Annotated in this window: 23 protein-coding genes and 1 riboswitch; of the genes, 17 read left to right on the forward strand and 6 right to left on the reverse strand. The window is 49.9% G+C overall.

Annotated elements, in window-relative coordinates; translation table 11 throughout:
* Positions 1–280 precede the first annotated feature (280 nt).
* The gene (locus ACFQNF_RS15080; RefSeq protein ID WP_380188752.1) at positions 281–634 is read right to left on the reverse strand and encodes a helix-turn-helix domain-containing protein; all 354 of its coding nucleotides are present in this window, start codon (positions 632–634) and stop codon (positions 281–283) included.
* A gap of 224 nt (positions 635–858) precedes the next feature.
* Here ACFQNF_RS15080 and ACFQNF_RS15085 point away from each other — a divergent pair, with 224 nt between their 5' ends.
* From ACFQNF_RS15085 to ACFQNF_RS15095, 3 genes are read left to right on the forward strand one after another with little or no spacing between them, the layout of a single operon-like run.
* Positions 859–1,089, forward strand: coding sequence for a hypothetical protein (locus ACFQNF_RS15085; RefSeq protein ID WP_380188753.1), 231 nt, complete (start codon positions 859–861; stop codon positions 1,087–1,089).
* A 17-nt stretch (positions 1,090–1,106) separates the two neighbouring features.
* Entirely contained in the window at positions 1,107–1,313 is a 207-nt protein-coding gene (locus tag ACFQNF_RS15090) for a hypothetical protein (protein WP_380188754.1), read from the forward strand.
* On the forward strand, positions 1,289–1,657 hold the full coding sequence (locus ACFQNF_RS15095; RefSeq protein WP_380188755.1) for an alpha/beta hydrolase: 369 nt from the start codon (positions 1,289–1,291) through the stop codon (positions 1,655–1,657). Before ACFQNF_RS15090 ends, ACFQNF_RS15095 begins: the two co-directional genes overlap by 25 nt.
* 340 nt (positions 1,658–1,997) lie before the next feature.
* Here ACFQNF_RS15095 and ACFQNF_RS15100 read toward each other — a convergent pair whose 3' ends face one another.
* Positions 1,998–2,789, reverse strand: coding sequence for a transporter substrate-binding domain-containing protein (locus tag ACFQNF_RS15100; protein ID WP_380188756.1), 792 nt, complete (start codon positions 2,787–2,789; stop codon positions 1,998–2,000).
* A 643-nt stretch (positions 2,790–3,432) separates the two neighbouring features.
* On the opposite strand from ACFQNF_RS15100, the gene fliW reads away from it, so the two are divergent.
* From fliW to tilS, 3 genes are all read left to right on the forward strand, one after another.
* On the forward strand, positions 3,433–3,849 hold the full coding sequence (gene fliW / locus ACFQNF_RS15105; protein ID WP_380188757.1) for a flagellar assembly protein FliW: 417 nt from the start codon (positions 3,433–3,435) through the stop codon (positions 3,847–3,849).
* A gap of 139 nt (positions 3,850–3,988) precedes the next feature.
* Complete coding sequence (locus tag ACFQNF_RS15110) at positions 3,989–4,957, forward strand: acetyl-CoA carboxylase carboxyltransferase subunit alpha (RefSeq protein WP_380188758.1); 969 nt, start codon at positions 3,989–3,991, stop codon at positions 4,955–4,957.
* Between the two features lie 140 nt (positions 4,958–5,097).
* A complete protein-coding gene (gene tilS / locus ACFQNF_RS15115) occupies positions 5,098–6,408 on the forward strand; it encodes a tRNA lysidine(34) synthetase TilS (RefSeq protein WP_380188759.1) in 1,311 nt (436 codons plus the stop codon).
* Here the strand turns inward: tilS and ACFQNF_RS15120 are convergent.
* Both ACFQNF_RS15120 and ACFQNF_RS15125 read right to left on the reverse strand, forming a co-directional pair.
* Positions 6,405–7,673, reverse strand: a complete 1,269-nt coding sequence (locus tag ACFQNF_RS15120) for a L,D-transpeptidase family protein (RefSeq protein WP_380188760.1) — start codon at positions 7,671–7,673, stop codon at positions 6,405–6,407. The genes tilS and ACFQNF_RS15120 overlap by 4 nt on opposite strands.
* Positions 7,674–7,679: 6 nt before the next feature.
* Positions 7,680–8,738 carry a L,D-transpeptidase Cds6 family protein gene (locus ACFQNF_RS15125; protein ID WP_380188761.1) on the reverse strand — a complete coding sequence of 353 codons (1,059 nt, stop codon included), beginning with the start codon at positions 8,736–8,738 and terminating at the stop codon, positions 7,680–7,682.
* Between the two features lie 100 nt (positions 8,739–8,838).
* On the opposite strand from ACFQNF_RS15125, the gene ACFQNF_RS15130 reads away from it, so the two are divergent.
* The 5 genes from ACFQNF_RS15130 to ACFQNF_RS15150 all read left to right on the forward strand — a co-directional run bounded on the left by ACFQNF_RS15130 (position 8,839) and on the right by ACFQNF_RS15150 (position 13,290).
* The gene (locus ACFQNF_RS15130; protein WP_380188958.1) at positions 8,839–8,922 is read left to right on the forward strand and encodes a DMT family protein; all 84 of its coding nucleotides are present in this window, start codon (positions 8,839–8,841) and stop codon (positions 8,920–8,922) included.
* 363 nt (positions 8,923–9,285) lie between these two features.
* Positions 9,286–9,915 (forward strand): uracil phosphoribosyltransferase, encoded by a 630-nt coding sequence (gene upp, locus ACFQNF_RS15135; RefSeq protein ID WP_380188959.1) that lies wholly within the window; start codon positions 9,286–9,288, stop codon positions 9,913–9,915.
* Positions 9,916–10,089: 174 nt separating this feature from the next.
* A complete protein-coding gene (locus tag ACFQNF_RS15140; RefSeq protein WP_380188762.1) occupies positions 10,090–11,310 on the forward strand; it encodes a uracil-xanthine permease family protein in 1,221 nt (406 codons plus the stop codon).
* Between the two features lie 350 nt (positions 11,311–11,660).
* Positions 11,661–12,425 (forward strand): SDR family oxidoreductase, encoded by a 765-nt coding sequence (locus ACFQNF_RS15145; RefSeq protein ID WP_380188763.1) that lies wholly within the window; start codon positions 11,661–11,663, stop codon positions 12,423–12,425.
* A gap of 22 nt (positions 12,426–12,447) precedes the next feature.
* Positions 12,448–13,290 carry a bifunctional transcriptional activator/DNA repair enzyme AdaA gene (locus tag ACFQNF_RS15150; protein ID WP_380188764.1) on the forward strand — a complete coding sequence of 281 codons (843 nt, stop codon included), beginning with the start codon at positions 12,448–12,450 and terminating at the stop codon, positions 13,288–13,290.
* 99 nt (positions 13,291–13,389) lie between these two features.
* On the opposite strand, the gene ACFQNF_RS15155 is transcribed toward ACFQNF_RS15150, so the two are convergent.
* Complete coding sequence (locus ACFQNF_RS15155; protein ID WP_380188765.1) at positions 13,390–13,881, reverse strand: hypothetical protein; 492 nt, start codon at positions 13,879–13,881, stop codon at positions 13,390–13,392.
* Between the two features lie 770 nt (positions 13,882–14,651).
* On the opposite strand from ACFQNF_RS15155, the gene ACFQNF_RS15160 reads away from it, so the two are divergent.
* Positions 14,652–15,101, forward strand: coding sequence for a hypothetical protein (locus ACFQNF_RS15160; protein WP_380188766.1), 450 nt, complete (start codon positions 14,652–14,654; stop codon positions 15,099–15,101).
* Between the two features lie 26 nt (positions 15,102–15,127).
* Here ACFQNF_RS15160 and ACFQNF_RS15165 read toward each other — a convergent pair whose 3' ends face one another.
* Positions 15,128–15,385: a hypothetical protein gene (locus ACFQNF_RS15165; RefSeq protein ID WP_380188767.1), complete on the reverse strand. Its 258-nt coding sequence runs from the start codon at positions 15,383–15,385 to the stop codon at positions 15,128–15,130.
* A 92-nt stretch (positions 15,386–15,477) separates the two neighbouring features.
* Positions 15,478–15,594: riboswitch (yybP-ykoY riboswitch) on the reverse strand.
* Positions 15,595–15,733: 139 nt separating this feature from the next.
* On the opposite strand from ACFQNF_RS15165, the gene ACFQNF_RS15170 reads away from it, so the two are divergent.
* The 5 genes from ACFQNF_RS15170 (at position 15,734) to malE (ending at position 23,161) form a co-directional block, all read left to right on the forward strand.
* Positions 15,734–16,747, forward strand: coding sequence for a substrate-binding domain-containing protein (locus tag ACFQNF_RS15170; protein ID WP_380188768.1), 1,014 nt, complete (start codon positions 15,734–15,736; stop codon positions 16,745–16,747).
* A gap of 684 nt (positions 16,748–17,431) precedes the next feature.
* Positions 17,432–18,730, forward strand: a complete 1,299-nt coding sequence (locus ACFQNF_RS15175) for a maltoporin (protein WP_380188769.1) — start codon at positions 17,432–17,434, stop codon at positions 18,728–18,730.
* A gap of 413 nt (positions 18,731–19,143) precedes the next feature.
* On the forward strand, positions 19,144–20,760 hold the full coding sequence (locus ACFQNF_RS15180; RefSeq protein ID WP_380188770.1) for an alpha-glucosidase: 1,617 nt from the start codon (positions 19,144–19,146) through the stop codon (positions 20,758–20,760).
* Positions 20,761–20,763: 3 nt separating this feature from the next.
* Entirely contained in the window at positions 20,764–21,873 is a 1,110-nt protein-coding gene (locus ACFQNF_RS15185) for an ABC transporter ATP-binding protein (protein WP_380188771.1), read from the forward strand.
* An 88-nt stretch (positions 21,874–21,961) separates the two neighbouring features.
* Positions 21,962–23,161, forward strand: coding sequence for a maltose/maltodextrin ABC transporter substrate-binding protein MalE (malE, locus tag ACFQNF_RS15190; protein ID WP_380188772.1), 1,200 nt, complete (start codon positions 21,962–21,964; stop codon positions 23,159–23,161).
* The last annotated feature ends 138 nt before the right edge of the window (positions 23,162–23,299 follow it).

The raw sequence follows: 23,299 nt of genomic DNA on the forward strand, positions 1-23,299 counted from the left end.
TAACGTTTTGATGGCCACTTTTTGCCCGGAAAAACGGAAAGCCGAACGGAAAAACTGGGGTCTGACCCCTAATGCCGTTCACTTAAGCGGTTTTGTTTGAGCTCCCCCTTTGTAAAGGGGGGCTGGGGGGATTTGCAGTTGATGTTGGGCTTAAAAGAAGCAAAAAACCCAATGCAAATCCCCCTCAATCCCCCTTTTTCTAAGGGGGAAGCAAAACCAATGCCTTAAGTGAACGGTGTTAGGGTCTGACCCCAGTTTTCTGTCCTTTTGCCTGCCCGATTTAAGTTGGTTTCATTTCGAAAGTTAAACCCTCTGTTTCATCCATGGCATGCGCAAGCCATTCGCTGGGCGCTTGGCCTGTGATGCGCCTAAATTCGCGGTTAAAGTTAGATTTTGCGTTGAAGCCACTGGCAAGCATTGCGGTCGCAACGCTATCGCCTGCTTGTAGTCGTTCGCAGGCATGACGAATACGGTGTCGGTTGATATAGCGCGACACGTTCTCATTACTGCTGTGGTTAATGGCTGCAGAAAGGAGCTTGGATGGGATGCCTAGTCGCCGTGATAGGCGATCTAAAGTAAGCCCTGGCTCAAGATAGAGTGGGTGCTGTGCCAAGAGTCGTTCTAATTTTTCCATGTACCCGGCGTCTCTGGCGCTGCACTCTATTGCGGCACCCGCTGTTTCAATCGCTGGCCCCGCCGTACTCTGCTCAATGTGCCCAACTCTGGGCACGATCCCTAGCAATCCTATGCTCAGTAAAGCGAATCCAAACAGTGAGCTAATAACCCATGGTTTGATCCAGAGTGCCTTATAGTGTGCAGCTAAGGCGATAAGAAGATCGCTTGCGGCCATGAGCAGAAGTGCGTAAGCCACTGCTTTCCATATTCGGCTGGGCAATTCTTCGTTTTGAAGTGGCACAAGCGGCAGCCCATCTAGGCCTAAACGTAGGCGATGCAATAGCAGTATTCCGTGGAGTGAAAATGCACCCGACACGACAAGATCAATGGCTGGAGGAGCAAAGAGCACGCAGCATCCTGCAAGCGTTGGCGGGAGTAGATGCACAGCATCGAGCCGGATATCTAGAGGTCTGATTGCCGTGACTTGCAGCGTGATCCAGATTAAGGGAGGGCGGCGCTTATTGGCTTGGCTTGCTAGCGCTTTGGCGCAACGTGGTGTGTTGGTGCTGGCCGTCAATCACCCCGGCAGTATGTCGGGGGATTCATCCCCGCGTCAGTCATTGCTGCTGGATGAGCGTGCTGCCGATCTAGTGCCGCATTGGATTATTTGCTGGTGGATTCGACTTTTTCGGCCTTGATCGACCCCGCGCATATTAGCGTCGCCGGTTTTTCATTGGGCGGGGCTACGGCACTGGGTTTGGCGGGGACTCGCTTCGATCACAGTAAGTATCGTGACTACTGCACCCGTATGGGCAAACAGGCACAGGATTGTGCGTTCTTGGCTAAGGGAGGCGTGGATCTTGCTCAGCTTGCGGATGTTTACGATAAGCGCATCAGCAAGATTGTTGCCATCGATCCCGGCTGGACTTATGCCATAAGTAATGAAAGCGCCGCAGCGATGAAGCGACCGATTCTGTTGATTAACTTAGGGGACAAAGATCGTTGGAAAACGGTCGATGCCCTAATGGCTCAAACCTGCTAGGGCGCTTGTCCAGTGCTCGTTATGCGGTTGTTGCGCCGGCGAGTCATTTCACCTTTTTGGCTCAGTGCAAACCCGCAGCTAAACGTCTCTTGGAGGAAGAGCATGATGATGCGGTTTGTGATGCCCCAGAAGGCACAAAGCGCGCGAGTGTCCATGCAGAGATTATCGAGCTTATGGCTAAATTCTTACTGTGAGTTGCAGGGGCCATGGACTGGCATAGATGGCTAAGTGTACTTTTCATATAAAGCGAGCAATTGGGGCAGGCTCTTCATGCATTATTTATAGCTAACCGCATCCCCGATAAAAAATATTCGGGGATGGCGATTTAATCAGCGTTGCTTTAGTTTTGAATGCGGAAGGTGCGTGGGAATGGGGTGTTTGTGTGCGGCCCAAACCAGCGGTTGAAGATTTGTACGGCTTCACCGTTTTGTTCTGATTCGACTAATGATTCGTTAATGAGGTTCATTAGCCGCTTTTCACCTAATTTTGTCGCGACAGCCAGGATTTCGGTGGTGTTGGTGTAATTTGAGACTTCGTATTGTGATTTGTTTGGCATTTTATTTAATGCTGCGGCCAAAGTGGGCTCGTCATTCATTACCGCATCGATATTGCCTTGCTCGAGGGCGCGTGTAGCATCAGGGATATCGGCAAAGGTCGTCATGCTGGCCTTAGGGTAAAGCTTGCGGGATACGCTTTCGCCTGTTGTTCCTTTGGATGCACCTAGGCGGGCATTTGTAAGGGATTCAGATGTGGTAAAGCGGCCTTTGCGTGTTAAGGCTTTTTGCGCGGCAACAAAATAACCAAGGCTGCAGCTTACTTCGCGTTCTCGCTCAGGTGTTTTAGTAAACGCGGCAACTAGGATATCAACCTTGCCTGATTTTAAGCTTGTGATTCGCTCGCCGGGATCTAAATCTTGCACTTTAAGCGTAACGCCCATTTTTTTTGCGATCAGTGATGCATAGTCAATGTCGTAGCCAGAAAAGGTTTGATTGTCATTGCGTCTTGCAAAAGGGGGGTTGTCAGGCAAAATGCCTACAATTAAAACGCCGCGCGTCTTGATTGTGTCGAGTAAATCAGCGTGGGCCATCAGGCTGATAGCGCTTAATAAACTTGCGATAAATATACGTAGCATAAAGAACCTTGATCACCATTGATTAAATCGGCGATGATAGTTTTCAAAAGATGAGTGGGCAGGCTTGCAAATAAACGGCTTTTTTATGGATAAAGGCCATGTTCCACTCAGAAAAAGACGTGCTCATTTGTTGGAACATTGCTCATTTTATACTTTAATTGCTGAAAAAATGAAGGTTTATATTGTTCTCGCGACAAGCGTTTGATTGTTTATGGCTTAAGTGGCTGCGAAGTCTAATGAAGAATATGAATGATTATGTTTATTAATCATTTGCTTACCCATTTATATAGGGTTAACAATGTACGGTGATTGGGAGGGCGATAGCGGCATTGATTGTTAGCGCTGTTTTAATACGTTAAATTTTTTACATGCCATTGGAATGCAAGTGGGGCGGTCATCTTTAAAATGCAGGAAGGCTGGGTTGGTATGATCAATTCTATTTTGATAGTTATCAATATTATTTCTTGCAAAGAGCAATAGAAAAATAACGCATTAATTTAATCTATAATATGTGGCTTGTTGCTTGGTAAGGCTGTGTAAGTATGATGCGGCTTATAGTTGCGCCAGCTTACAAAATATATTCTTAGGTTTTTTTGCTTGAATCTTGTTTTTATTGTTTTTTAACTTTTCCTAGGCATAAATCATGCAAACATTGAATACGCGTTTTGGTGAGATTGAGATTGATCCGGAAACCGTGCTGACTTTTCCGCGGGGGATGCCGGGTTTTGAGGATTGCACGCGTTATAAATTGCTGCATGAAGAGCAGCCTAATCCGCGTGTGCGCTGGTTGCAATCGCTTGATGATGCGGATTTAAGCTTTAGTTTAGTGCAGGTAGAGCATTTGGGCTTATCTTATGAAGTGTCGCTTAGCGATGAAGAGTGCGCTTTGATCGAGCTTGAGCAGGCAGAAGACGCAGTTTTGTTGCTTTTGCTTTCTCGCCCGTTTGAAGAGGGCAAGGATATTTCTGCCAATACGCAAGCGCCTGTGGTGCTGAATATCAAGAGCCGTAAGGCTTTGCAAAAGACAGGTATTCGGGCCGATATCGTGTTCCGAAGCTGATTTTTTAATTTTTACGATAATTTAGTGGTGCTAGGTAGTGTGAGTATCTTGGGTGCTCGCTCTGCTTGCTGTATGATCCACGAATTTTTCGGGCAGCCTGCTTTAAGGTTGCTTTAGTCGCGCGCAGCAGGAGAGCAGCATGAAAACGACCTTTCTCGATTTCGAGCAGCCCATCGCGGAGCTTGAGAACAAGATCGAAGAATTGCGCTTCGTTCAAGACGATTCCGCCGTTGATATTTCTGTAGAGATTGGCCATCTCGAAAAAAAGAGCCAAGAGTTAACCAAATCGATTTATTCAAAATTAGGGACATGGCAGATTTCACAGGTGGCCCGCCATCCGCAGCGCCCTTACACCTTGGATTATATTAAGGCGCTGTTTACCGATTTTGAAGAATTGCATGGTGATCGTAGCTATGCAGATGATGCGGCGATTATCGGTGGCTTGGCCCGTTTTAACGGCCAGTCGGTGATGGTGATCGGGCATCAAAAGGGCCGGGATACCAAAGATCGGCAATACCGTAATTTTGGTATGCCGCGCCCAGAAGGCTATCGTAAGGCTTTGCGCCTGATGAAGCTGGCAGAAAAATTTAATATTCCGCTGATTACCTTTGTGGATACGCCAGGCGCTTATCCTGGGGTGGGGGCGGAAGAGCGTGGGCAATCAGAGGCGATTGGCCGTAATTTGTTTGAGATGGCTAAGCTGCGGATACCGGTGATTTGCACGGTGATTGGCGAGGGCGGCTCAGGCGGGGCTTTGGCGATTGCAGTTGGCGATGTGGTGCAGATGTTGCAGTACGCGACTTACTCGGTGATTACTCCTGAAGGGTGCGCGTCTATTTTGTGGAAAACCGCAGAAAAAGCACCTGAAGCGGCCGAAGCGCTGGGCATTACTGCTAATCGCTTAAAAACGTTGGGCATCATCGACAAGGTGATTTCTGAGCCTTTGGGCGGTGCGCATCGTGATTATCAGCAGATGATGGTTACGATGAGAAAAAATCTGAGTGATACCTTAAAAACCCTTCAATCTAAATCGATTGATGAGCTTCTCGATACACGTTTCGAGCGAATGATGAGCTATGGCAAGTTTAAGGAAGAAACCATCTCCTGATTTAAAGCAGCCTGCCAGACTTAAGACTGATCTACTGCGGGAAAGCCAGATTTGGCCATATTCCATGTATTTTTTCGTTAAATAACTTGTTATTCGCCTCTAAAATGCGTGAAATCTGTCTTAAACCGGACTTCCCCTCGTTGCGATCGCTTAAGTCTGACAGGCTGCTAAAGCGGGTAGAGCAAAAGCTCTCCCGCTTTTTGCCTCATTCCACCCTGTGCGTGGGATTGTCGGGCGGTCTTGATTCCATGGTGTTATTGCATTTGCTGGCTGCCCTAAGGCAACGCCGGCCTTTTATGCTGCACGCGATTCATGTGCATCATGGGTTGTCCGCTCATGCGGATGAATGGGCGCAATTTGCTGTTGATAGCGCGGCGCTGCTCGGTGTGGAATGCAATGTCGAGCGCGTTTCGCTTGCGCCGTACCTGAAGCAAGGCGTTGAAGGAGCGGCACGGACGGCGCGCTACGAGGTGTTTGCCCGGCAAGCGTGTGATGTGCTGCTTTTGGCTCAGCATCGTGATGATCAGGCAGAAACGGTGCTGCTAAATCTGCTTCGTGGCAGTGGTTTGCGCGGTTTGGCGGCAATGCCTGAATATCGGCGTTTAAATGAGCAGGTGGGTATTTTGCGGCCCTTGCTGGATATTTCGCGCGCTGAGCTTGCCGATTACGCAGCAGAGCAAGGTTTGGCGTGGGTGGAGGATGAAAGTAATTTTGATTCCCGCTACGACCGTAATTTCTTGCGTAATGAAATCTTCCCTGCTTTAAGAGCCGTTTGGCCCAGTGCAAATGCTACCTTGGCCCGAGTGGCGGAGCATGCGGCCGAGGCGGATGAATTGTTGCAAGAATTGGCAACTGCCGATTTGGCACTGTGCGTTAAAGAGGGTGTATTTGATTTAAGCGTTGATCTGTCTCTGTTGCGCTTACGGAATGCACTGCGTTTTTGGCTTACACAGCAGGGCCTGCAATTAGATGCCCGTGCTTTTGAAGAACTAATGCGGATTGCGCTCTTTGCAGCGATTGATGCGCAGCCTGCGCTGGTGTGGCGTGATCGGGCTATTCGGCGTTATCGGCAGAAGCTGTATGTTACGGCGGCAAGGCAGGCTGTGTTTGCAGATGTGCTGATGCCTTGGCAATCAGAGATGCGCCTAGCGTCTGGTGTATTGGCTTGGCGTGAGGCGGCTGTTGGCATTGAGCTTAGTCGCCTTCAGCTGGGGCGGCTGGAGCTACGCAATCGCATGGGGGGGGAGAGCTTACGTTTGCGGGCAGATGGGCCAAGACGCTCGTTAAAGCAGCTTTATCAGGAAGCGGCTGTGCCGCCCTGGCTGCGTTTGAATGCACCACTGGTGTATCTGGATGGTACGCTTGCTGCCGTGCCGGGGCTGGGGGTCGATGAGGCGTTCAGGGCGGGCAATGGGCAGCAGGCGTTTGCTCCCCATTGGTTGTCTGATTAGCTGTTTGCCGCGCCTTCAAAAATAATCTTCCAAATGCCGTCTTCTTGTTGCCAGTACTGACGTTTATTCATTTGGTTATCTAAATTATTGCTGCGGTAATCTTGCTTAAAGCTGGTGGTGAGGCGAGGGGAGGGGCCGCCGCTGGCGTAAATACTTAAATTATCCAGACGAATTTTGCTCCAGCTTTTTCCTGCGTTCACGGCTGTTTTCTGGCTGCTCCAGCGTGCCAGATCCTGACCATCATCACTTTTAAATTGTTTGGCGTAGCGGCTGAGGTAGGGCTGGGGTTTGAGTGATTCCCAGTCTTCCCGCCAGCCATCCATCATGCTGAGCGCCGCATCCCGTCTTGATTGCCATTCCACTTTAGAAACCCACTCAGCCTTGGGAACGATCACCACAGGCGTTTGGCCTACTTGAATATACTGCGCGATATCCAGCATTTCTTCGTTGCTCATCGCCACGCAGCCGTTGGATGCCCAAGGGGCGCGGGCATAGGTATTGGCGGGCACACCATGCAGCCAGATGCCGGAGCCGGTGCGGCCTTCGCTTTTATCAATTTCATTAGGGAATGAAATTGGCCATGCGCCTACGCCGTATAGATCGGCCTGTGCGCCACGGGTTTTATCGAGGTAGGGCCTTGATAAATGGTTGTTTACAAAATAAACACCCAAGGGAGTGCGCTGATCGCCTTCGCGGAATTTGTCCGAGCCAAGCTTGCCAATGGTTGCGTAGTGATCGGTGACATAAGTGGGCACACCATCGACATTTTTAAATACGTAAATACGGGACGCTTCCGCATCGACGAGGATGGCGTATGGCTGCTGAGGTGCAAAAACCAGTAAATGGGAAGGAAAACGCGTTTGTGACGCTTGCGACTGGCGGTTGTTAATACGGGCCAGCGCTTCTTTACGCAAGTCATCTAGTCGATCGGCAGGCACTTTGCCTGCACCTGCGCCGATGGTGCTGAGCGGCATGGCGCGCATGGCGTAAAGATCACCTGATAATAAATGCGCCAGCCGGTAATTGGGTTGTTCTTTGAGTAGGGCATCTACGGTGGCGCGAGCGTCGGCTAGCTTGCCGCTGCGGATGTGATCAATGGCCGATAATATTCTTTGTTCGGGCGAGCCTTTGCTTGCTATGCCCACTTTTTCTTCCAAAAAGCGGGGTTTGGCAGGATCGGAGACAATAGGGCGGGCAGGTGGTGCAAGCATCAATAGAGCAAGCAGGCAAGCACTACGCTTGCCCCAGATAAACAAACTACGCATACGTGATTATGAACCCGCTCGCTCTTCTCGGATCAGCCAGCGGCTACCCGATTTTTCCAGGATTAATGTCTTACCTGTGGTGCTTGATAAGTGGCTAGCTTTGTAAAACTGACGAAACCGTGCTTTGGCCTGGCCATCGTCACCGATATCAATTTTAATATCTGATACTTTAACGTCGATTGACTTAGGGCTGCTGATGCGTTTGCGACGCTCTTCACTCCAAGCGCTAAACTTTTGTCCACCAGGGGTTTTGAAGCTATTGCTGTAAGCGCCCAGATAGCCGTTTACATTTTGCTTACTCCAGGCCTGTGCCCAGCCTTCAACTGCATTTGCAATTTGCTGCTTTTCTGCATCACGCACATCAGGCTTAGGCGTTGGTACTGGCGTTGGTACGGCACTTGGCTTCGCAGCGGGCGCGGGTGCTGCCGTTGGTTTAGCTATCGCTACAGGTGTAGGGCTTGGTGTGGCAGCGGGCTTAGGCTCTGGCGTTGCAATAGTGCTGGATTTGGTGCCCGGCGCGGCTTGCGCCGTTTTTACAGGGGCGGTATTGGTTTTTGCGGCAACGGGGTTGCCAAACAGGCTGCCCACCATTTTTAGCTTGCCTTGTACTGCCGGGCTGCTGCCATCTAATTGCAATGCTTTATCGTATGCTTGTGAGGCTAAGCGCGCGTATAAGTCACCCAGATTTTCATGGGCGGTTGCATAAGACGGGTTGGTTTGTATCGCCATGAGCAATGCGGCTCGTGCTTTATCCAGCTGGTTTTGCTGGGCGTAAAGCACGGCTAAATTATTGTAAGGCTCAGGCAACTGCGGATTGTCTGCCGATAGTTGGGTAAACGCCTTGATGCCTTCCTCTGTTCTGCCCATTTCAGTCAGAATAATCCCGCGTAAAAAACGAATGGAAGGATCTTTTGGCGATTTTGCTAAGAATTTATCCGCACGATCAAGCGCCTGTGGCAATTGTTTGGATTTCAGCAGCTGTTGAATATCTTCAGCATCCCCAGCATAAACGCTGACAGATAAAAAGAGAGGTACAAAGGCTAAGGCAATGCGACGCAGTGTCATGTATATATCCGAAACAGTTGGTCAGGCGCTAAACTGCGCGAGTTTAACAAAAAATAAGCCTCCTTGTCGCAATGAACCTACCCGCTAGCGTGTATCTATTCTGCTTTTAATTGCAGTTTATGCATTTATGACGCTTGCGTGGTGTGGACATCTTAAGTTTGCCCATAGTAAGCCATCGTTATGATGTGGCTTTACTGAGTTAAGTATTGCTTTGAGTTTCTGCCCCAAGGCTTGTCAGGTGGATTGGCTTTGCCATATTCACCTTGCTGCGGTTAAAAATGACTTAAGAAATCATTTTTTATTCCTTTTGCTATGCGGGTGATGGGTCAGCCATTTAAGTTGGATTTTTTTTAGGCTGGTTTGTGTTTATTAGATGCGGTTTATTTTATGTTTAGAGGGTGCTCATTGCGCCGCTGTATTTTGTTTTATAGCAAAGCGAATCGGAAAAATTTCGGGCATGATTCGGAAAAGCAGTATTTTCACCGGTGCGCTTTTATGTAAGGAGCGCTACACTGAAATGTTTATCTTAGTTTTTTTGGGCTTCGTCATGCAGATTACCGTCGTAAAACATCCACTCGTCCAACATAAACTGGCGCTATTGCGCGCAGAAAATGTCAGTACTAATAAATTTCGTTTGCTTACAGAAGAGCTGGCGCGCTTATTGGCTTATGAAGCAACGCGTGATTTACCTTTAGAGACGACCATGATTGCTGGATGGTGTGGCCCAGTAGAAGTGCAGCAAGTCAAAGGGAAGAAGCTCACCGTCGTGCCTATTTTGCGTGCAGGGATTGGCATGCTCAATGGGGTGCTGGATTTAGTGCCCTCAGCCAAAATCAGCGTGGTGGGTTTGGCGCGTAATGAAGAAACCCTTCAGCCAGAGCCTTACTTTGAAAAATTTGTAGGTAATCTGGAAGATCGCCTTGCGCTGATTATTGATCCGATGCTGGCAACAGGTGGCTCTTTGGTTGCTACCATCGATATGTTGAAGCGTAATGGTTGCAAGGATATTAAAGCGATTGTAATGGTGGCAGCGCCTGAGGGTGTGAAATTAGTCAACGATGCGCATCCAGATGTAGAAATCGTGACCGCTTCGCTGGATAGCCATTTAAATGAGCAGGGCTATATTATTCCGGGCCTGGGTGATGCGGGCGATAAGATTTTTGGTACAACAAAGTAATCCGAGTTTTAAGTTTTAAATCATCCCCCTCGAAGAAGGGGGATTTTTGTATCTAATACAAAAACACTTACACAAAGATTCTCCCGCATTGTTATGTCTTTTCGCCGTCGTACTGGCAGCAAAGGCATGCCTTGTTGGGGGAGGTTTGATCAAATACTTAGGGGAGAAAAGCGGATGTGGTTTGCTTTAAAGCAATTTGTGTCTGGGGCACAGATTTTATTTGTAGCGTTTGGCGCTTTGGTTTTAGTGCCTTTGCTCACGGGTTTGAATCCTGCAATGGCGCTATTGGGCGCTGGCGTCGGCACTTTGGTATTTCAGTGGATTACCGGGCGTAAAGTACCTATTTTTCTTGGCTCTTCTTTTGCCTTTATCGGCCCGATTATTTTTGCCATGCACACATGGGGGCAAGCGGCCACGCAGTTTGGTCTGTTTGCGGCGGGCTTTATGTATTTTGTGATTGCGGGCCTGATTAAATGGCGCGGCATGGGTTTTATTCATAAATTATTGCCGCCTGTAGTGATTGGCCCCGTGATTATGGTGATTGGCCTTTCTGTGGCGGTGGCCGCTTCCGGTATGGCGATGGGGCAAGGCGGTGGCAAGCAATTAGTGGCTTATGATATCTCTTTGTTTTTAGCCGCCATTTCTCTGGGCACAACGATTATTGTTTCGGTATTTGCCGGTGGCATGCTGCGCCTCGTGCCGATCTTATCTGGCGTGGTCGTTGGCTATGTAGCAGCGACTTTTATGGGCGTGATTGATTTTACCGCCATTGCTGCTGCGCCTTGGTTTGCTATGCCGCACTTTGTAAAACCAGAAGTGAATTGGGCTGCGGCATTGTTTATGCTGCCGGTTGCGATTGCACCCACCATCGAGCATATCGGTGCGGTAATGGCGGTAGGGCAGGTTACAGGGGATGATTATACCAAGACACCTGGCTTACATCGCACGCTGGCAGGGGATGGCTTTGGTGTGTGTTTTGCTGGCTTAATTGGTGGCCCGCCGATTACCACTTATTCTGAAGTCACGGGCGCGCTGATGATCACCCGTAATTTTAATCCGGTGATTATGACTTGGGCGGCGGTGCTGGCGGTCATTTTGGCTTTCTTTGGTAAATTTAATGCCTTGCTGCAATCGATTCCTTTGCCGGTGATGGGCGGAATTATGGTGCTGCTCTTTGGCACGATTGCCAGTATCGGCTTAAAAACGCTGATCGATGCCAAAGTAAACCTGATGGCACCGCGTAATTTGGTGATTGTCTCGGTGGTGCTGACGTGTGGGATTGGCGGTTTAATGCTGAAGATCGGTGATTTCAATTTAGCTGGCGTGGGCTTGGTGAGTGTATTGGCGATTATGATTAATTTACTGCTGCCTGCTGAGCAAGAGGCTGCTGCATAGTATCGCTAGGGCGGGCACATCTGTGTGCCCGCAAAGATTTTTCCTAATGAAATGCGATTCACAAGCCGTTTTGCTAAGGGCTAGTGACTCGTGAATTCATCACCTTAAAATCTGCCGTAATTCAACTTCTTATCGTTTCATTTTAAATCCCCCAAGCGTTTTGAATAAATTCTATTTAAAAATGCGCTGGGGGATTTTTGTGCGCCATTTTTCAGGGGCCGTCATCCAGCCATTTAATCTTTTAAACAGAGCAAGATTCGGGTCGCTGCCTAGGGTTTAAACCTTCACACTGCATTCGTGCTCAGACAATGCTTGTAGGTACGCGATCCAATAAAGAGAGGTTTTAAATCATGCTTGCATTATCTAATAAAGTTGCACTGATTACCGGGGCGAGTTCGGGTATTGGCTACGCCAGCGCAAAGTTATTCGCAAGCCAAGGCGCGAGTGTGGTGCTTGCGGCAAGGCGTCAGGCAAAGTTGGATGAGCTGGTTGAAGAGATTACTCAGGTGGGTGGGCAGGCGCGTGCACTGGCTGGCGATGTGCGGGATGAGGCTTTTGCTAAGGCGCTGGTTGAATTAGCCGTCGGCCATTTTGGTGGGCTGGATGTAGCGTTTAATAATGCCGGTATCATTGGGGAGGAGGAGGCGACGCCTGATATCTCGCTTGCAGTATGGCATGAGGTGACGGACACCAATCTGACGAGTGCTTTTCTTGGGGCTAAGCATCAAATCCCCGCCATGCTGAAGCGAGGTGGCGGTTCTTTGATTTTTACTTCTTCATTTGTGGGTTATACCGTTGGTTTCCCGGGGCTAGCGGCTTATGCGGCGAGTAAGGCGGGGCTGATTGGTTTGACGCAAGCGCTGGCATCCGAATTCGGCGCTCAGGGCGTACGCGTAAATGCGCTTTTGCCAGGTGGCACGGATACCCCGATGGGCCGTGCCTTTGCCAGCACGCCAGAAGCCTTAGCTTTTGTGCAGGGGCTTTTTGCTATGAAGCGGCTTGCTTTGCCCGATGAGATTGCGCAATCGGCGCTTTATCTTGCTTCTGACGCATCTAGCTTTACGACCGGCTCGGCGCTACTGGTAGATGGTGGGCTTTCGATTAATCGTACTTAAGTTGTTTCGTCTGGAGATGTTTATGTCTGACTATGAACGCATTGCCAAAGCGATTTATTTTATTTCTACTCGCGTGCATAGTCAGCCTAGTTTGGATGAAATTGCAGCACACTTACATTTAAGCCCTTTTCATTTTCAGCGTTTATTTTGCCGTTGGGCAGGGGTAACGCCAAAGCGGTTTTTGCAAGTGCTGACTTTGGAGCGGGCCAAGCAATTATTGCGCGAATCCAAATCGCTGCTTGAGGTCTCTGATACGCTGGGTTTAAGCAGTGGCTCGCGCCTTTATGATCATTTTGTGCATCTGGAGGCGGTGACGCCAGGAGAGTACAAAAAGGAAGGGGCGGGTTTGTCCATCGGCTATGCCGTGCATAACACGCCATTTGGTCCTGCATTTATTGCTATTACGCCACGAGGAATTTGTAAGTTTTCCTTCTTGCAGGGCGAGGCGCTGGACGAGCATCTGGCTGATTTATGCAAAAAATGGCCTTATGCCGTGGTGCATGAAGAGCAGCAAGCCACACTTGAAGTCTTAGATGGGATGTTTGGCGGGGCAAAAAAACCGGATCGGCCTATTTCTTTGCATGTGGCGGGGACAAATTTTCAGGTCAGTGTTTGGAAAGCCTTGCTACAGATTCCACCAGCTACCGTGGTGAGTTATTCCCAAGTGGCGAATGCGATTGGTAGCCCTAATGCGGCGAGGGCGGTGGGTACGGCTATTGGCTCAAATCCTGTTGCATTTTTAATCCCCTGCCATCGTGTGATCCAGCAAAGCGGTAAGTTGGGGGGCTATTACTGGGGAGAAACGCGTAAGCACGCGATTCATGCTTGGGAGTCGGCGAGAGAAGAAGTGCTTTTGCCGGAATAGGCAGGTGCGTTTGGGGCGATGCTTTTGAGTTTTTTACTTTTTGATGAGCAGGGCTCGGTTTGTTTTAGATAAACCGAGCCTGCAAATGGCTTTGCGAGCTTAGTTGATGCAGCTTGGTGCGGCAGCCAGTTCTAGCGTTTTGCATAGTTCTAAAAAGCGATCCAGCTTGTTGCTGCGCATCAGTAGTACTTGCATATCGTCATTCAGCGATTTGCTGAAGTTGACAAGTGTGTAGGCAGGATCAAGCTCTTTCTGGATAAGGCGCAGAGCGTCGGCCTTGCTGAGGTCTTTGAGCGCTGCGGAGGTTAGCTCTAGCTCGCCTTCGCCAAAAGCCTCTTCGATCTGTGCGTAGAGTGCATCGGCTTTGTTTGCGCGAAAGAGCAGGCCGTCTTCAAGCTGCTCGATCAGTACCCATTCCCAGAGTGGAATTGCAAAATGGGCTTGGTAAGCGCTTTCTTTATCGTTTGCCAGATAGCTTTCAGCGTCGTTGGCTGCTTTGAGCACTTCGGCGCTCATTGCAAGAATGTCGTTTTGCTCCAGGCCGCCATCGGCGATCAGGTCGAAGAACTCGGTGATATGCGTTTGATTCATTGGGTAATCCTGATTAGGGCATCTTTAAAGACGATCACTTCTGTGCAAGCTGGCATTGCGCATCAAAATATCCCCTCGCATTTTAAAATAATTGCGGCAGCGATCTTGTTTGCGATTGGCCTTGCATAGAAAGAATTGCTCTTTGAGTTGCCCATTAATAAATGCCATCGGCGCTACAACAGCGCCGAAGGGCAGATGATAAAGGGATTTTAGCTTTAGCGCTTAGCCGTGTTGCGGTGCTCGTTGAAACCGCAGGGTTTTATACTGAGCAAGCGGGCTAGGTTTGCTCAAGCAAGGCGCTGCTTTGCGCAAGGATGGCGGTGTTTAATCGCGCTTTAGTCATTGCAAAGAGCGTGATGCCCAGTGAAGCGTTTATTCAGGGATAAGCCTTTGGTGGTTCATGGTTGCTGTTATGCGTATGGCAAACGATGGGTAATATTGCTGTTTTGTATGCTTTTATTTTTGGCTGGCAAGTGCACATTTGGGCCTCAATTTTTAAAAGAAAGGAGTTCGTCAGGAATAAACTACTGTATTTTCTTTGAGCGCCGGGCTTGAGAAGGGCATAAAGCCTAGGGTGGCAGAGTAGCCTGAGGTAAGCCACTCTTGTGTTTTTCTCAAAAATGTAAGTTGTTGCACCCATTTATTAATGACACATTGTGTTGCCGTTTTGTGAGCCTATTGGTTTGACCCAGCTTGACAGCGCCAAACCATGCTGAAAGACTGCTGCCAAATAAAGTAAGATTGCTTAGTTAAAATAGAAAGGAATTTTTATGCTTAAAGTGAAAGGTCTGCTTGTTGCGGCATCAGTAGCTGCTATGTTATCCGCTTGTTATGTGGTACCTATTCAGCCTGCTACAGCAGGTGCTGGCCCATCGCCGCGCCAGCCTATGCCTGTTGCGATGGCAGAAGTGGTTGCGCCGCGCCCTGTGTATACCGCAAGGCTTTACCCTACCAATGATGCCGCGGCGGCCATTGGCCGGATTAACGGCACAATCAGCAATCCGGAAAAAGGCCATGGCGAGTTTGCTTTTAACGCGGGCAAGGAAGCTTATGCTGGCGAAGCCACCCGTGCACCGGGATCGTCCAAAGGCAATGCAAACGCCGTAGGTAATAAAGGTGGCTATGCCAAGTGTGATTACAGCATGAGCAGCGCAGAGTTGGGTGCAGGTACTTGTGCTTTCTCTAACGGCGCACGTTTTGACTTACACATCTCGCTTTAATCTCTCTCTACCCATCGATGCGGCGTTCATCTGCATCGATGGGTATTGTCATGTTTTAGATTGCCCAGCCTAAGTAGAGCGCAAATCCTGCGTAAAGAAAGCCAATGCAGCTCCGTTGCCGCGCTTTCGGGAAGTGCCGTGCCAAAAGCCGCCAGTACCGAGCCCACCGCAGTCGCGCCCAGCTTCATATGCCGGGCACACCATTCAATGGCGTTGACGAAATAGTCACAGGCTAAATAGATGGCAATGGCCGAGAAGTAGAACAGGAACAGAGTGGGTAACATGCAAAAGCACAATGCCGGGCAAGCAATTAAACCAATGGCGCAACGACACGGCTTGCCTGGCAGGCAAACGTATCGAGGCCAAAGGTATCGCTGAATCATCTGCCATACCGGCTGATGATCAATGACGCCATGCAGCAAGAAGCCGCAAGTTTGTTGACGCCACCTCCCTCGCTTTGCGCGAAGGATAGCTACTACCCAATGACAGGAGGGGCGATTCTGGCAGATGTGGAGCGGGTGGGCTGGCTATGGATTAAATCTCTTAGTCATAATCTATAGCGCTTTGAATTCTGGTGTAATCAGGCAGCAGCATGGTATAAGCTGAGTGCTTAAAATCTTACAGAAAACATAATGAATTTGCGGGAATTGGCTCAGCTACTGAATTTATCGCCCACAACGGTGAGCCGTGCTTTGAATGGTTTTTCTGATGTCAGCGAAAAAACGCGGCTGCGAGTGGCCGCAGCGGCAGAGCGGCATGGTTATCAGCCCAATAGCACCGCCAGAAAACTGGCGCTGGGCCGCACCGATTGCGTGGGGATGATTTATCCGCTGCAACCCAATGATTTAAACGATCCGGTTTTTCACGCCATTGTGGGCGGAATGACTGATCAGTTTAATGATGCAGGTATCGATCTGATGCTGATTTCGGCAGATACCCATAATGAGCTGCAAACCTATCAGCGCATTACCGCTGGGCACAGGGTTGACGGGCTGATTGTGGCGCGTACCTGCGTATTTGATGAGCGATTGCGCTATTTGCAATCGTGTCACTTCCCTTTTGTAGCGCATGGCCGCTCGCAAATGGATACGCCTTATCCCTGGTTTGATTATGACAATGATGCGGGCACCCGCGCCGCAGTTGAGCGCTTACTGGCCTTGGGCCACAAACGCATCGCCCTGATTTCTGCTCCTTTAGCGCTTAATTTTGCCATGCAGCGTAAGCAGGGTTTTGTAGCGGCGATGCAGGCAGCAGGGGTGACGGTGGAATCCAGCTTATTGCAAGAAGGCGCGCTGACTGCGCAAATGGGCGAGGCGCTGATGCACCGCTTGCTAAAGCTTAGCCAGCGCCCTACGGCGGTGATTGTGGATAATAACCTAGCGGCGATGGGCGTGCTGGCGGCATTGCGCCAAGCAGAGCTGAGGGCAGGCACGGATATTTCGCTGATTGTATTTGGTGGCGTAGCGCCAGAGCTGGCGATGGGGCAAAACATTACCGCCATCCGCCAGCCCGATCCACGCGAAGCGGGCGTTACGTTGGCTTCGCTGATGCTGGCGCGGCTGAGGGGGGAAGACCCAGAGTCCTTGCAAGTGCTTTGGCCAACCCTATTGCAGCCGGGCACCAGTGATCAGGCTTGTTTGATTTAATTGGGCGGCTGTTGTTAAAACCTAAGATCTGTAGACACAGAGCTCACCGAGCTAAAAGGCAGGACACTAAGAAAACAAAGGATTCCTGCTGGCGATGATTTTAAAGCCATCTTGGGTGGCAAAGTCATGCAATGCATCTTTTGTAGGGTGGGCAAGGCGTTTTATCTTGCCCACGCGGGGCCATTCGGGTGGTGTGTTGCAGGTGTTTAATATCTTGTAAATGATCGCGTGGGCACAAAATCGTGCCCACCCCACAGGCATGTGGTTTTTTGGTGAATTGCGCGTTATTTGTCGTTGGTTTTGAATATAAGCCCGGTTTTGTCGAGTGCCTGCCTCCTTTGTAAGGAAGCAGGCATTTTTATTGTCTTTTTACTTAGCAATAAGCATGAAAAACAATCATTTTAATGACGTTTAAATATTGTAAATAGGGTTATCAATGTAGTTTACATCATGTAGTGACGTGGATTAACTTACGAAAAAACAAATCCAAACCGCTTTGGAAATAAGGTTTGGCGTTGTTTTTATCGCTTTCAAACCGTTTAAAACAAATAAAACAATGGATTGAAAGCGCTTTTGATCAGCCTTGGCAATATGATTTGCTGTTTTGTAGCGATTTATTGATTTACTACAAGGTTGCTTATTCGTTTTAGCGGCATAGCCGTACCTATTCAGGGAAGAGATGAGATGAAGTTCAAATCAGTAAATCAGATTTCTGCACCGGCTCAGCTAGCGCTGGCTGTTTGCGGCTTAGGTTTGGTGACCAGTGCGTTCGCGATGCCGGTCGATTTTCATGGCTATGCGCGCAGCGGCATAGGCTCGAATGCCACGGGTGGCGGATCGCAATCCTGTTTTCAGCTTGATGGTGCGGGCTCTAAGTATCGCCTAGGTAATGAGTGCGAAACTTATGCCGAGTTTGCAGTGGGCGGTAATGTGTTTGAGAAAAAAGAAACCGGCACGCGTTTTAGAATTGAATCGCGGCTGGCTATTGCTGCCAAGCAGTTTCAGGATTGGGAAAGTGATTCTGGCAAATCTGCCGAGTTTGCTTTCCGTGAAATGTATGTCACGGCCGAAGGCGTAGGCCTAGGGGAAAGCAAGCTGTGGGCGGGTAAGCGTTTTTATGCTCGCCAAGATGTGCATATCAATGACTTTTACTTCTGGGACAACTCCGGCCCCGGCGCTGGGATTGAAAACGTGGATGTGGGGTTCGCCAAATTTGCCTACGCATGGCGTCAGAATACCGTCACCACATCCGATACCAGTATCGAAAATCTGGATCGCAAGATCGGCGTATCCGGCCACGATTTCCGCCTCTCTGGCATTAAAGTGAATCCCAATGGTGAGCTGACAGTGGGCGTTGATTTGCGCTTTGCCAATAAAGCCGACAAAGATCAGGGCAAGGCCACCGATGGCTTGGGGCTGAATCTAATGCACACTCAAAGTGGTGTATTCGGTGGCTTTAATAAGATCGCCCTGCAATACGCCAAGGGCAATATCTCCAGCTTTGCTTCGGGCTACCCAAATGTAAACGCCGATTCGGGCGATAAAGCCTACCGCGTGGTTGAGCAGCTGATGTGGCAACCTGAAAACAGCCGCTACTCCGGCATGATGGCGGCCATCTGGCAAAAAACTGATCCGGCTGCGACAGGCAAGGGCCAGACCTGGATGTCGCTCGGCGTGCGCCCGACTTATATGTTTACCGATAACCTTGGCGCGGCCATTGAAGTGGGTTACGACCGTGTTAAGCCAGAAGAGGGCGATGCACGTAATCTCTTAAAAACCACTGCAGCGTTTTTGGTGCAGCCAGAAAAAGGCTTCTGGAGCCGCCCGCAATTGCGCTTTTTTGCAACTTACGCCAAGTGGGATCAAGCCGCGCAGGATGCGGCTGGCCTAAAAGCGGTGAACAACCCGCTATCGGCCAATGGCTCGTTTGGCAATGATAAAAGCGGCTTCACCTTTGGCGCTCAGGCCGAAGTATGGTGGTAAGTTGAGCTGCTGCAGTCTTAACTGATATTAGACAACCCAAATCTTGAAACACGGAGGCCACAGAGAACACGGAGTTTCACGGAGAAAAGCGTTTATAAATCAGGCTATTTACTTTGAGTTTTTTCAATTTAAAAATATAGATTTTTACCGCTGTCTAATATTAGACAAGGCCTAAATGCTCGGTCTTGAAATAACTTCCTGAAATAGCTCACATAGCGTCATTCCCGAGTGCTTTTGCCGGGAATCCAGTGACTCTGCTGGATCCCAGATAAAACCATTCTGGGATGACGGGTGTGCTGTGGCAGGAAATGAACTAAGAGCTAAGTTGGCCCAAGTTGTTTAGATGATATTTAGGCTGCTTTAGCGTGTTTAACCCCTCCGGGCCTTGCCCAGAATTTTAAATGGATTGAGTCATGCTCAAGACCGATCGTGAATGGTGGCGTGGTGCTGTCATCTATCAAGTTTATCCACGCAGCTTTGCAGATGCCAATGCCGATGGCGTGGGTGATTTGCAGGGCTTGCTCGGCAAATTGCCCTATATCGCCGCGCTGGGGGTGGATGCGGTCTGGATCAGTCCGTTTTTCAAATCGCCGATGAAAGATTTTGGCTACGATGTAAGCGACTATTGTCAGGTTGATCCGCTGTTTGGCACGCTGGCCGATTTTGATGCCGTGCTGGCCAAGGCGCATCAGTTTGGCTTAAAAGTGATGATCGATCAGGTGCTCTCGCACACCTCAGATCAAAACACTTGGTTTACTGATAGCCGACAAAGCCGCACGGGCGACAAAGCCGATTGGTATGTGTGGGCCGATGCCAAGGCCGATGGCTCTGCGCCAAATAATTGGTTATCTGTGTTTGGTGGCCCGGCCTGGACTTGGGATACCCGCCGTTGCCAGTATTATTTGCATAATTTCTTAAGCAGTCAGCCCGATTTAAATTTCCATTGCCCTGCCGTGCAGGACGCCATTTTAGAAGCGATTCGTTTCTGGCTGGCGCGTGGCGTGGATGGTTTTCGCTTTGATGCGTGCAATTTCCATTTTCATGATCGCAAGCTGCGTAATAATCCGCCCGCTAAAAGTAAAGATACTAAGACGGTTAGCCCGGATAATCCTTACGGCTTTCAGGCGCATGTGCATGATAAATCCCAGCCAGAAAACATCGACTTTCTAAAACGCGTACGTCTGCTGCTGGATGAATACGGCGCAATGAGCGTGGGTGAAGTAGGCGATGACGATAGCCTGAAAGTGATGGCGGAATACACCACAGGCGGCGATAAGCTGAATATGGCGTATAGCTTTAATTTGCTGACTAAAGACTTTAGCGCGGCGTATATCCGCAAGCAAATTGAAGACCTTGAAAAGCGCATTGGGGATGGCTGGGGCTGCTGGTCGATCGGCAATCATGATGTGATGCGCGTGCTCAGCCGCTGGGGCAATAACAGCCAGAACCCACGATTTTCGCGCAGTATGCTGGCAATGCTGCTGTGTTTCAGAGGCTCGGCCTGCCTGTGGCAGGGGGACGAGCTGGGCCTGCCCGAGGCTGATATTCCGTTCGAGCTATTGCAAGATCCTTACGGTATTGCCATGTGGCCAGAATTTAAAGGCCGCGATGGCTGCCGCACACCGATGCCTTGGCAGCATGATGTGGCGGCTGCAGGCTTTAGCACGGGCGCACCTTGGTTACCGGTGCCTGAATCACACCAGCAGCTGGCCGTCAGCACGCAAGAGCATGACCCTGAATCCACCTTAAACTTTTATCGCCATTTTATTAGCTGGCGTAAGACGCAAGCCGTGCTTTGGCAGGGCGATATTCAGTTTGTGGATACGCCTGAGCCGCTGCTGGCCTTTAGCCGCAGCCTGAATGGCGAGCGCTGGTTGTGTGTGTTTAATTTATCTGAAAGTCGTCAATCGCTGCCGTGTAAAGACAAGCTCACGCTGCTGGCCGATGCGGGCCTGAGTGGCGCAAGTATTAAGTCAGGCGTGATTGAGTTTGATCATTGGGGCGCGTTGATTGCCCGCGTAGAGGCGTAAGGTATGGCTACTGTTTCATTAAAAGGCATTAAAAAAGCGTTTTCTTCGGTATACACCCTGCACGGCATCGATTTAGAAATCAAAGATGGTGAATTTATCGTGTTTGTTGGGCCATCGGGCTGCGGTAAATCGACCCTGCTGCGCACTATTGCGGGTTTGGAAGACATTACTGATGGCGAAATGTGTATCGATGGCCTGCGTGTGAACGAGTTGCCGCCGGTAAAACGTGGCATTTCTATGGTGTTTCAGAGCTACGCGCTGTACCCGCATATGGATGTGTTTGAAAACCTCGCTTTTGGCCTAAAGCTGGCAGGCATGAAAAAAGCCGAGTACACGCCGCTGGTAGAGCGGGTGGCTAAAGTCTTGCAAATTGAGCCACTTTTACGCCGCAAGCCGCGTGATATGTCGGGCGGGCAGCGGCAACGGGTGGCGATTGGCCGCGCCATTGTGCAAAAGCCTAAGGTGTTTTTGTTTGACGAGCCGCTGTCTAATCTGGATGCCTCGCTGCGGGTGCAAATGCGGATCGAAATCGCCCGTTTGCACCGCGAGCTGGGTAGCACCATGATTTATGTCACCCATGATCAGACCGAAGCGATGACGCTGGCCGACCGGATTGTGGTGCTGCGTGCCGGGCAAGTGGAGCAGGTTGGTACACCGATCGAGCTGTACTACCAGCCGGATAATCTGTTTGTAGCGGGCTTTATCGGCTCGCCAAAAATGAATACTTTAAGCGCCAAGGTTGCTGTTATTGATGAAGGCGGCGTGACGGTTGCCTTAGAAGATGGCAGCCAGCTTGCGGTGACGGTGGATGCGGCAGGCGCAAACATCGGTGACGAAGTCACACTGGGCGTGCGCCCTGAGCATTTAAAAATTTCACCCGCAGCGGGCAGTAATGCGTTGAGCGGTGTGACGCTGGCGCTGGAGCAACTAGGCGAAGCATCGATGTTGTATTTAGAAGTACCCGGTATGCGGGATACCTTTGTGGCCCGTATGCCTGCGCTGTTTAGCTCTAAACCGGGCGAGCTCAGCGTGCTGCACTTTAAGCCGGAGCACGGTTTTTTGTTTAAAGCAGATGGCAGCGCAATGCGCCGTCTTCACCCACTGGCCGAATAATCATTTGGCTTTTTAAAAATTGCAGCTTTATTTTGCCTGCGCTGGGTATTTCTCTGGCAAGGGCTTTGCTTGGTTTTTTGGAGGGTTTATGAATACAACACGCCGCCAGTTTGGCAAGTTTGCAGTTTCTACCATCGCAGCAGCTGTCGCGATTTCTTTTGCCGGGCCTGCTTTTGCTGCAGATAAGCTGGTGATTTGGGTGAATGGTGACAAGGGTTATAAGGGCATCGAGCAGGTGGGTGCAGCGTTTACCAAGGCCACTGGGGTAGAGGTGGTGGTGGAGCATCCCGAAGATGCACCTTCTAAATTTCAGCAAGCGGCCGCTGCGGGCAAAGGCCCAGATATTTGGATCTGGCCGCATGATCGCTTGGGTGAATGGATGACAGCGGGCTTACTTAGCCCAATTACTCCATCTAAAAAAGTGCAGGCCGAGATCGATCCGCTGGCATGGAAAGCCTTTACCGTAAATGGTAAACAATGGGGCTATCCAATCGCCATTGAAGCGCTGGCGCTGATTTACAACAAAGACCTCGTGCCTGTGCCGCCTAAGAGTTTTGATGATGTGATGGCGCTGGATAAAAAACTGGCCGCGCAGGGCAAAAAAGCCATTCTGTGGGATTACGGCGAGCCTTATTTTAGCTGGCCATTGCTGGCAGCCGGTGGTGCCTATGCCTTTAAGCCTAAGGGCGATGGCACTTACGATGCCAAAGATGTGGGCGTCAACAATGCCGGTGCGATTGCTGGCTTAGAGACCATTAATAAAATGATTAAAACCGGCGTGATGCCAAAAAGCGCGACTTATGCCGATATGGAAGCCGGTGTAAATCAGGGCAAAATCGCCATGATGATCAATGGCCCTTGGGCTTGGGATAATCTAAAAAAGAGCAAAATCAACTGGGCCGTGGCGCCTATCCCATCGATTAATGGCAAGCCTGGCGCGCCGTTTGTGGGTGTATTGGGTGCCATGCTGAATCGCTCATCCAAGAACAAAGAGCTGGCGGTTGAGTTTTTAGAAAACCATATGCTCACCGTGCAAGGCCTTAAAACGGTTAATGCCGATGTGCCTTTGGGTGTGCCCGCCAATAAAGCTTTCTTTAATGAGCTGAAATCTGATCCGGCGATTAAAGCTTCGATGGAATCGGCTAAAGCGGGCCAGCCTATGCCTAATATCCCGGAAATGGGTCGCTTCTGGGCCTCATTAAAATCAGCATTGCAAAACGTAACGCAAGGCCGCCAAACCCCTAAGCAGGGCTTGGATGCTGCAGCGGCACGGATTAGCAGTAAGTAGGACAGTAGCAAGACCCTTTCCTTAGCCTTGATAGCACAAGCTAAACCTTGAACCACAGAGGAGGACACAGAGCTCCACAGAGGAAACCTAAGACATGCCTTTGGATTTTCTCTGTGAAACTCTGTGCTCTCTGTGGTT

The organism is Iodobacter arcticus (assembly GCF_042664895.1).
Lineage (GTDB): Bacteria > Pseudomonadota > Gammaproteobacteria > Burkholderiales > Chitinibacteraceae > Iodobacter > Iodobacter arcticus.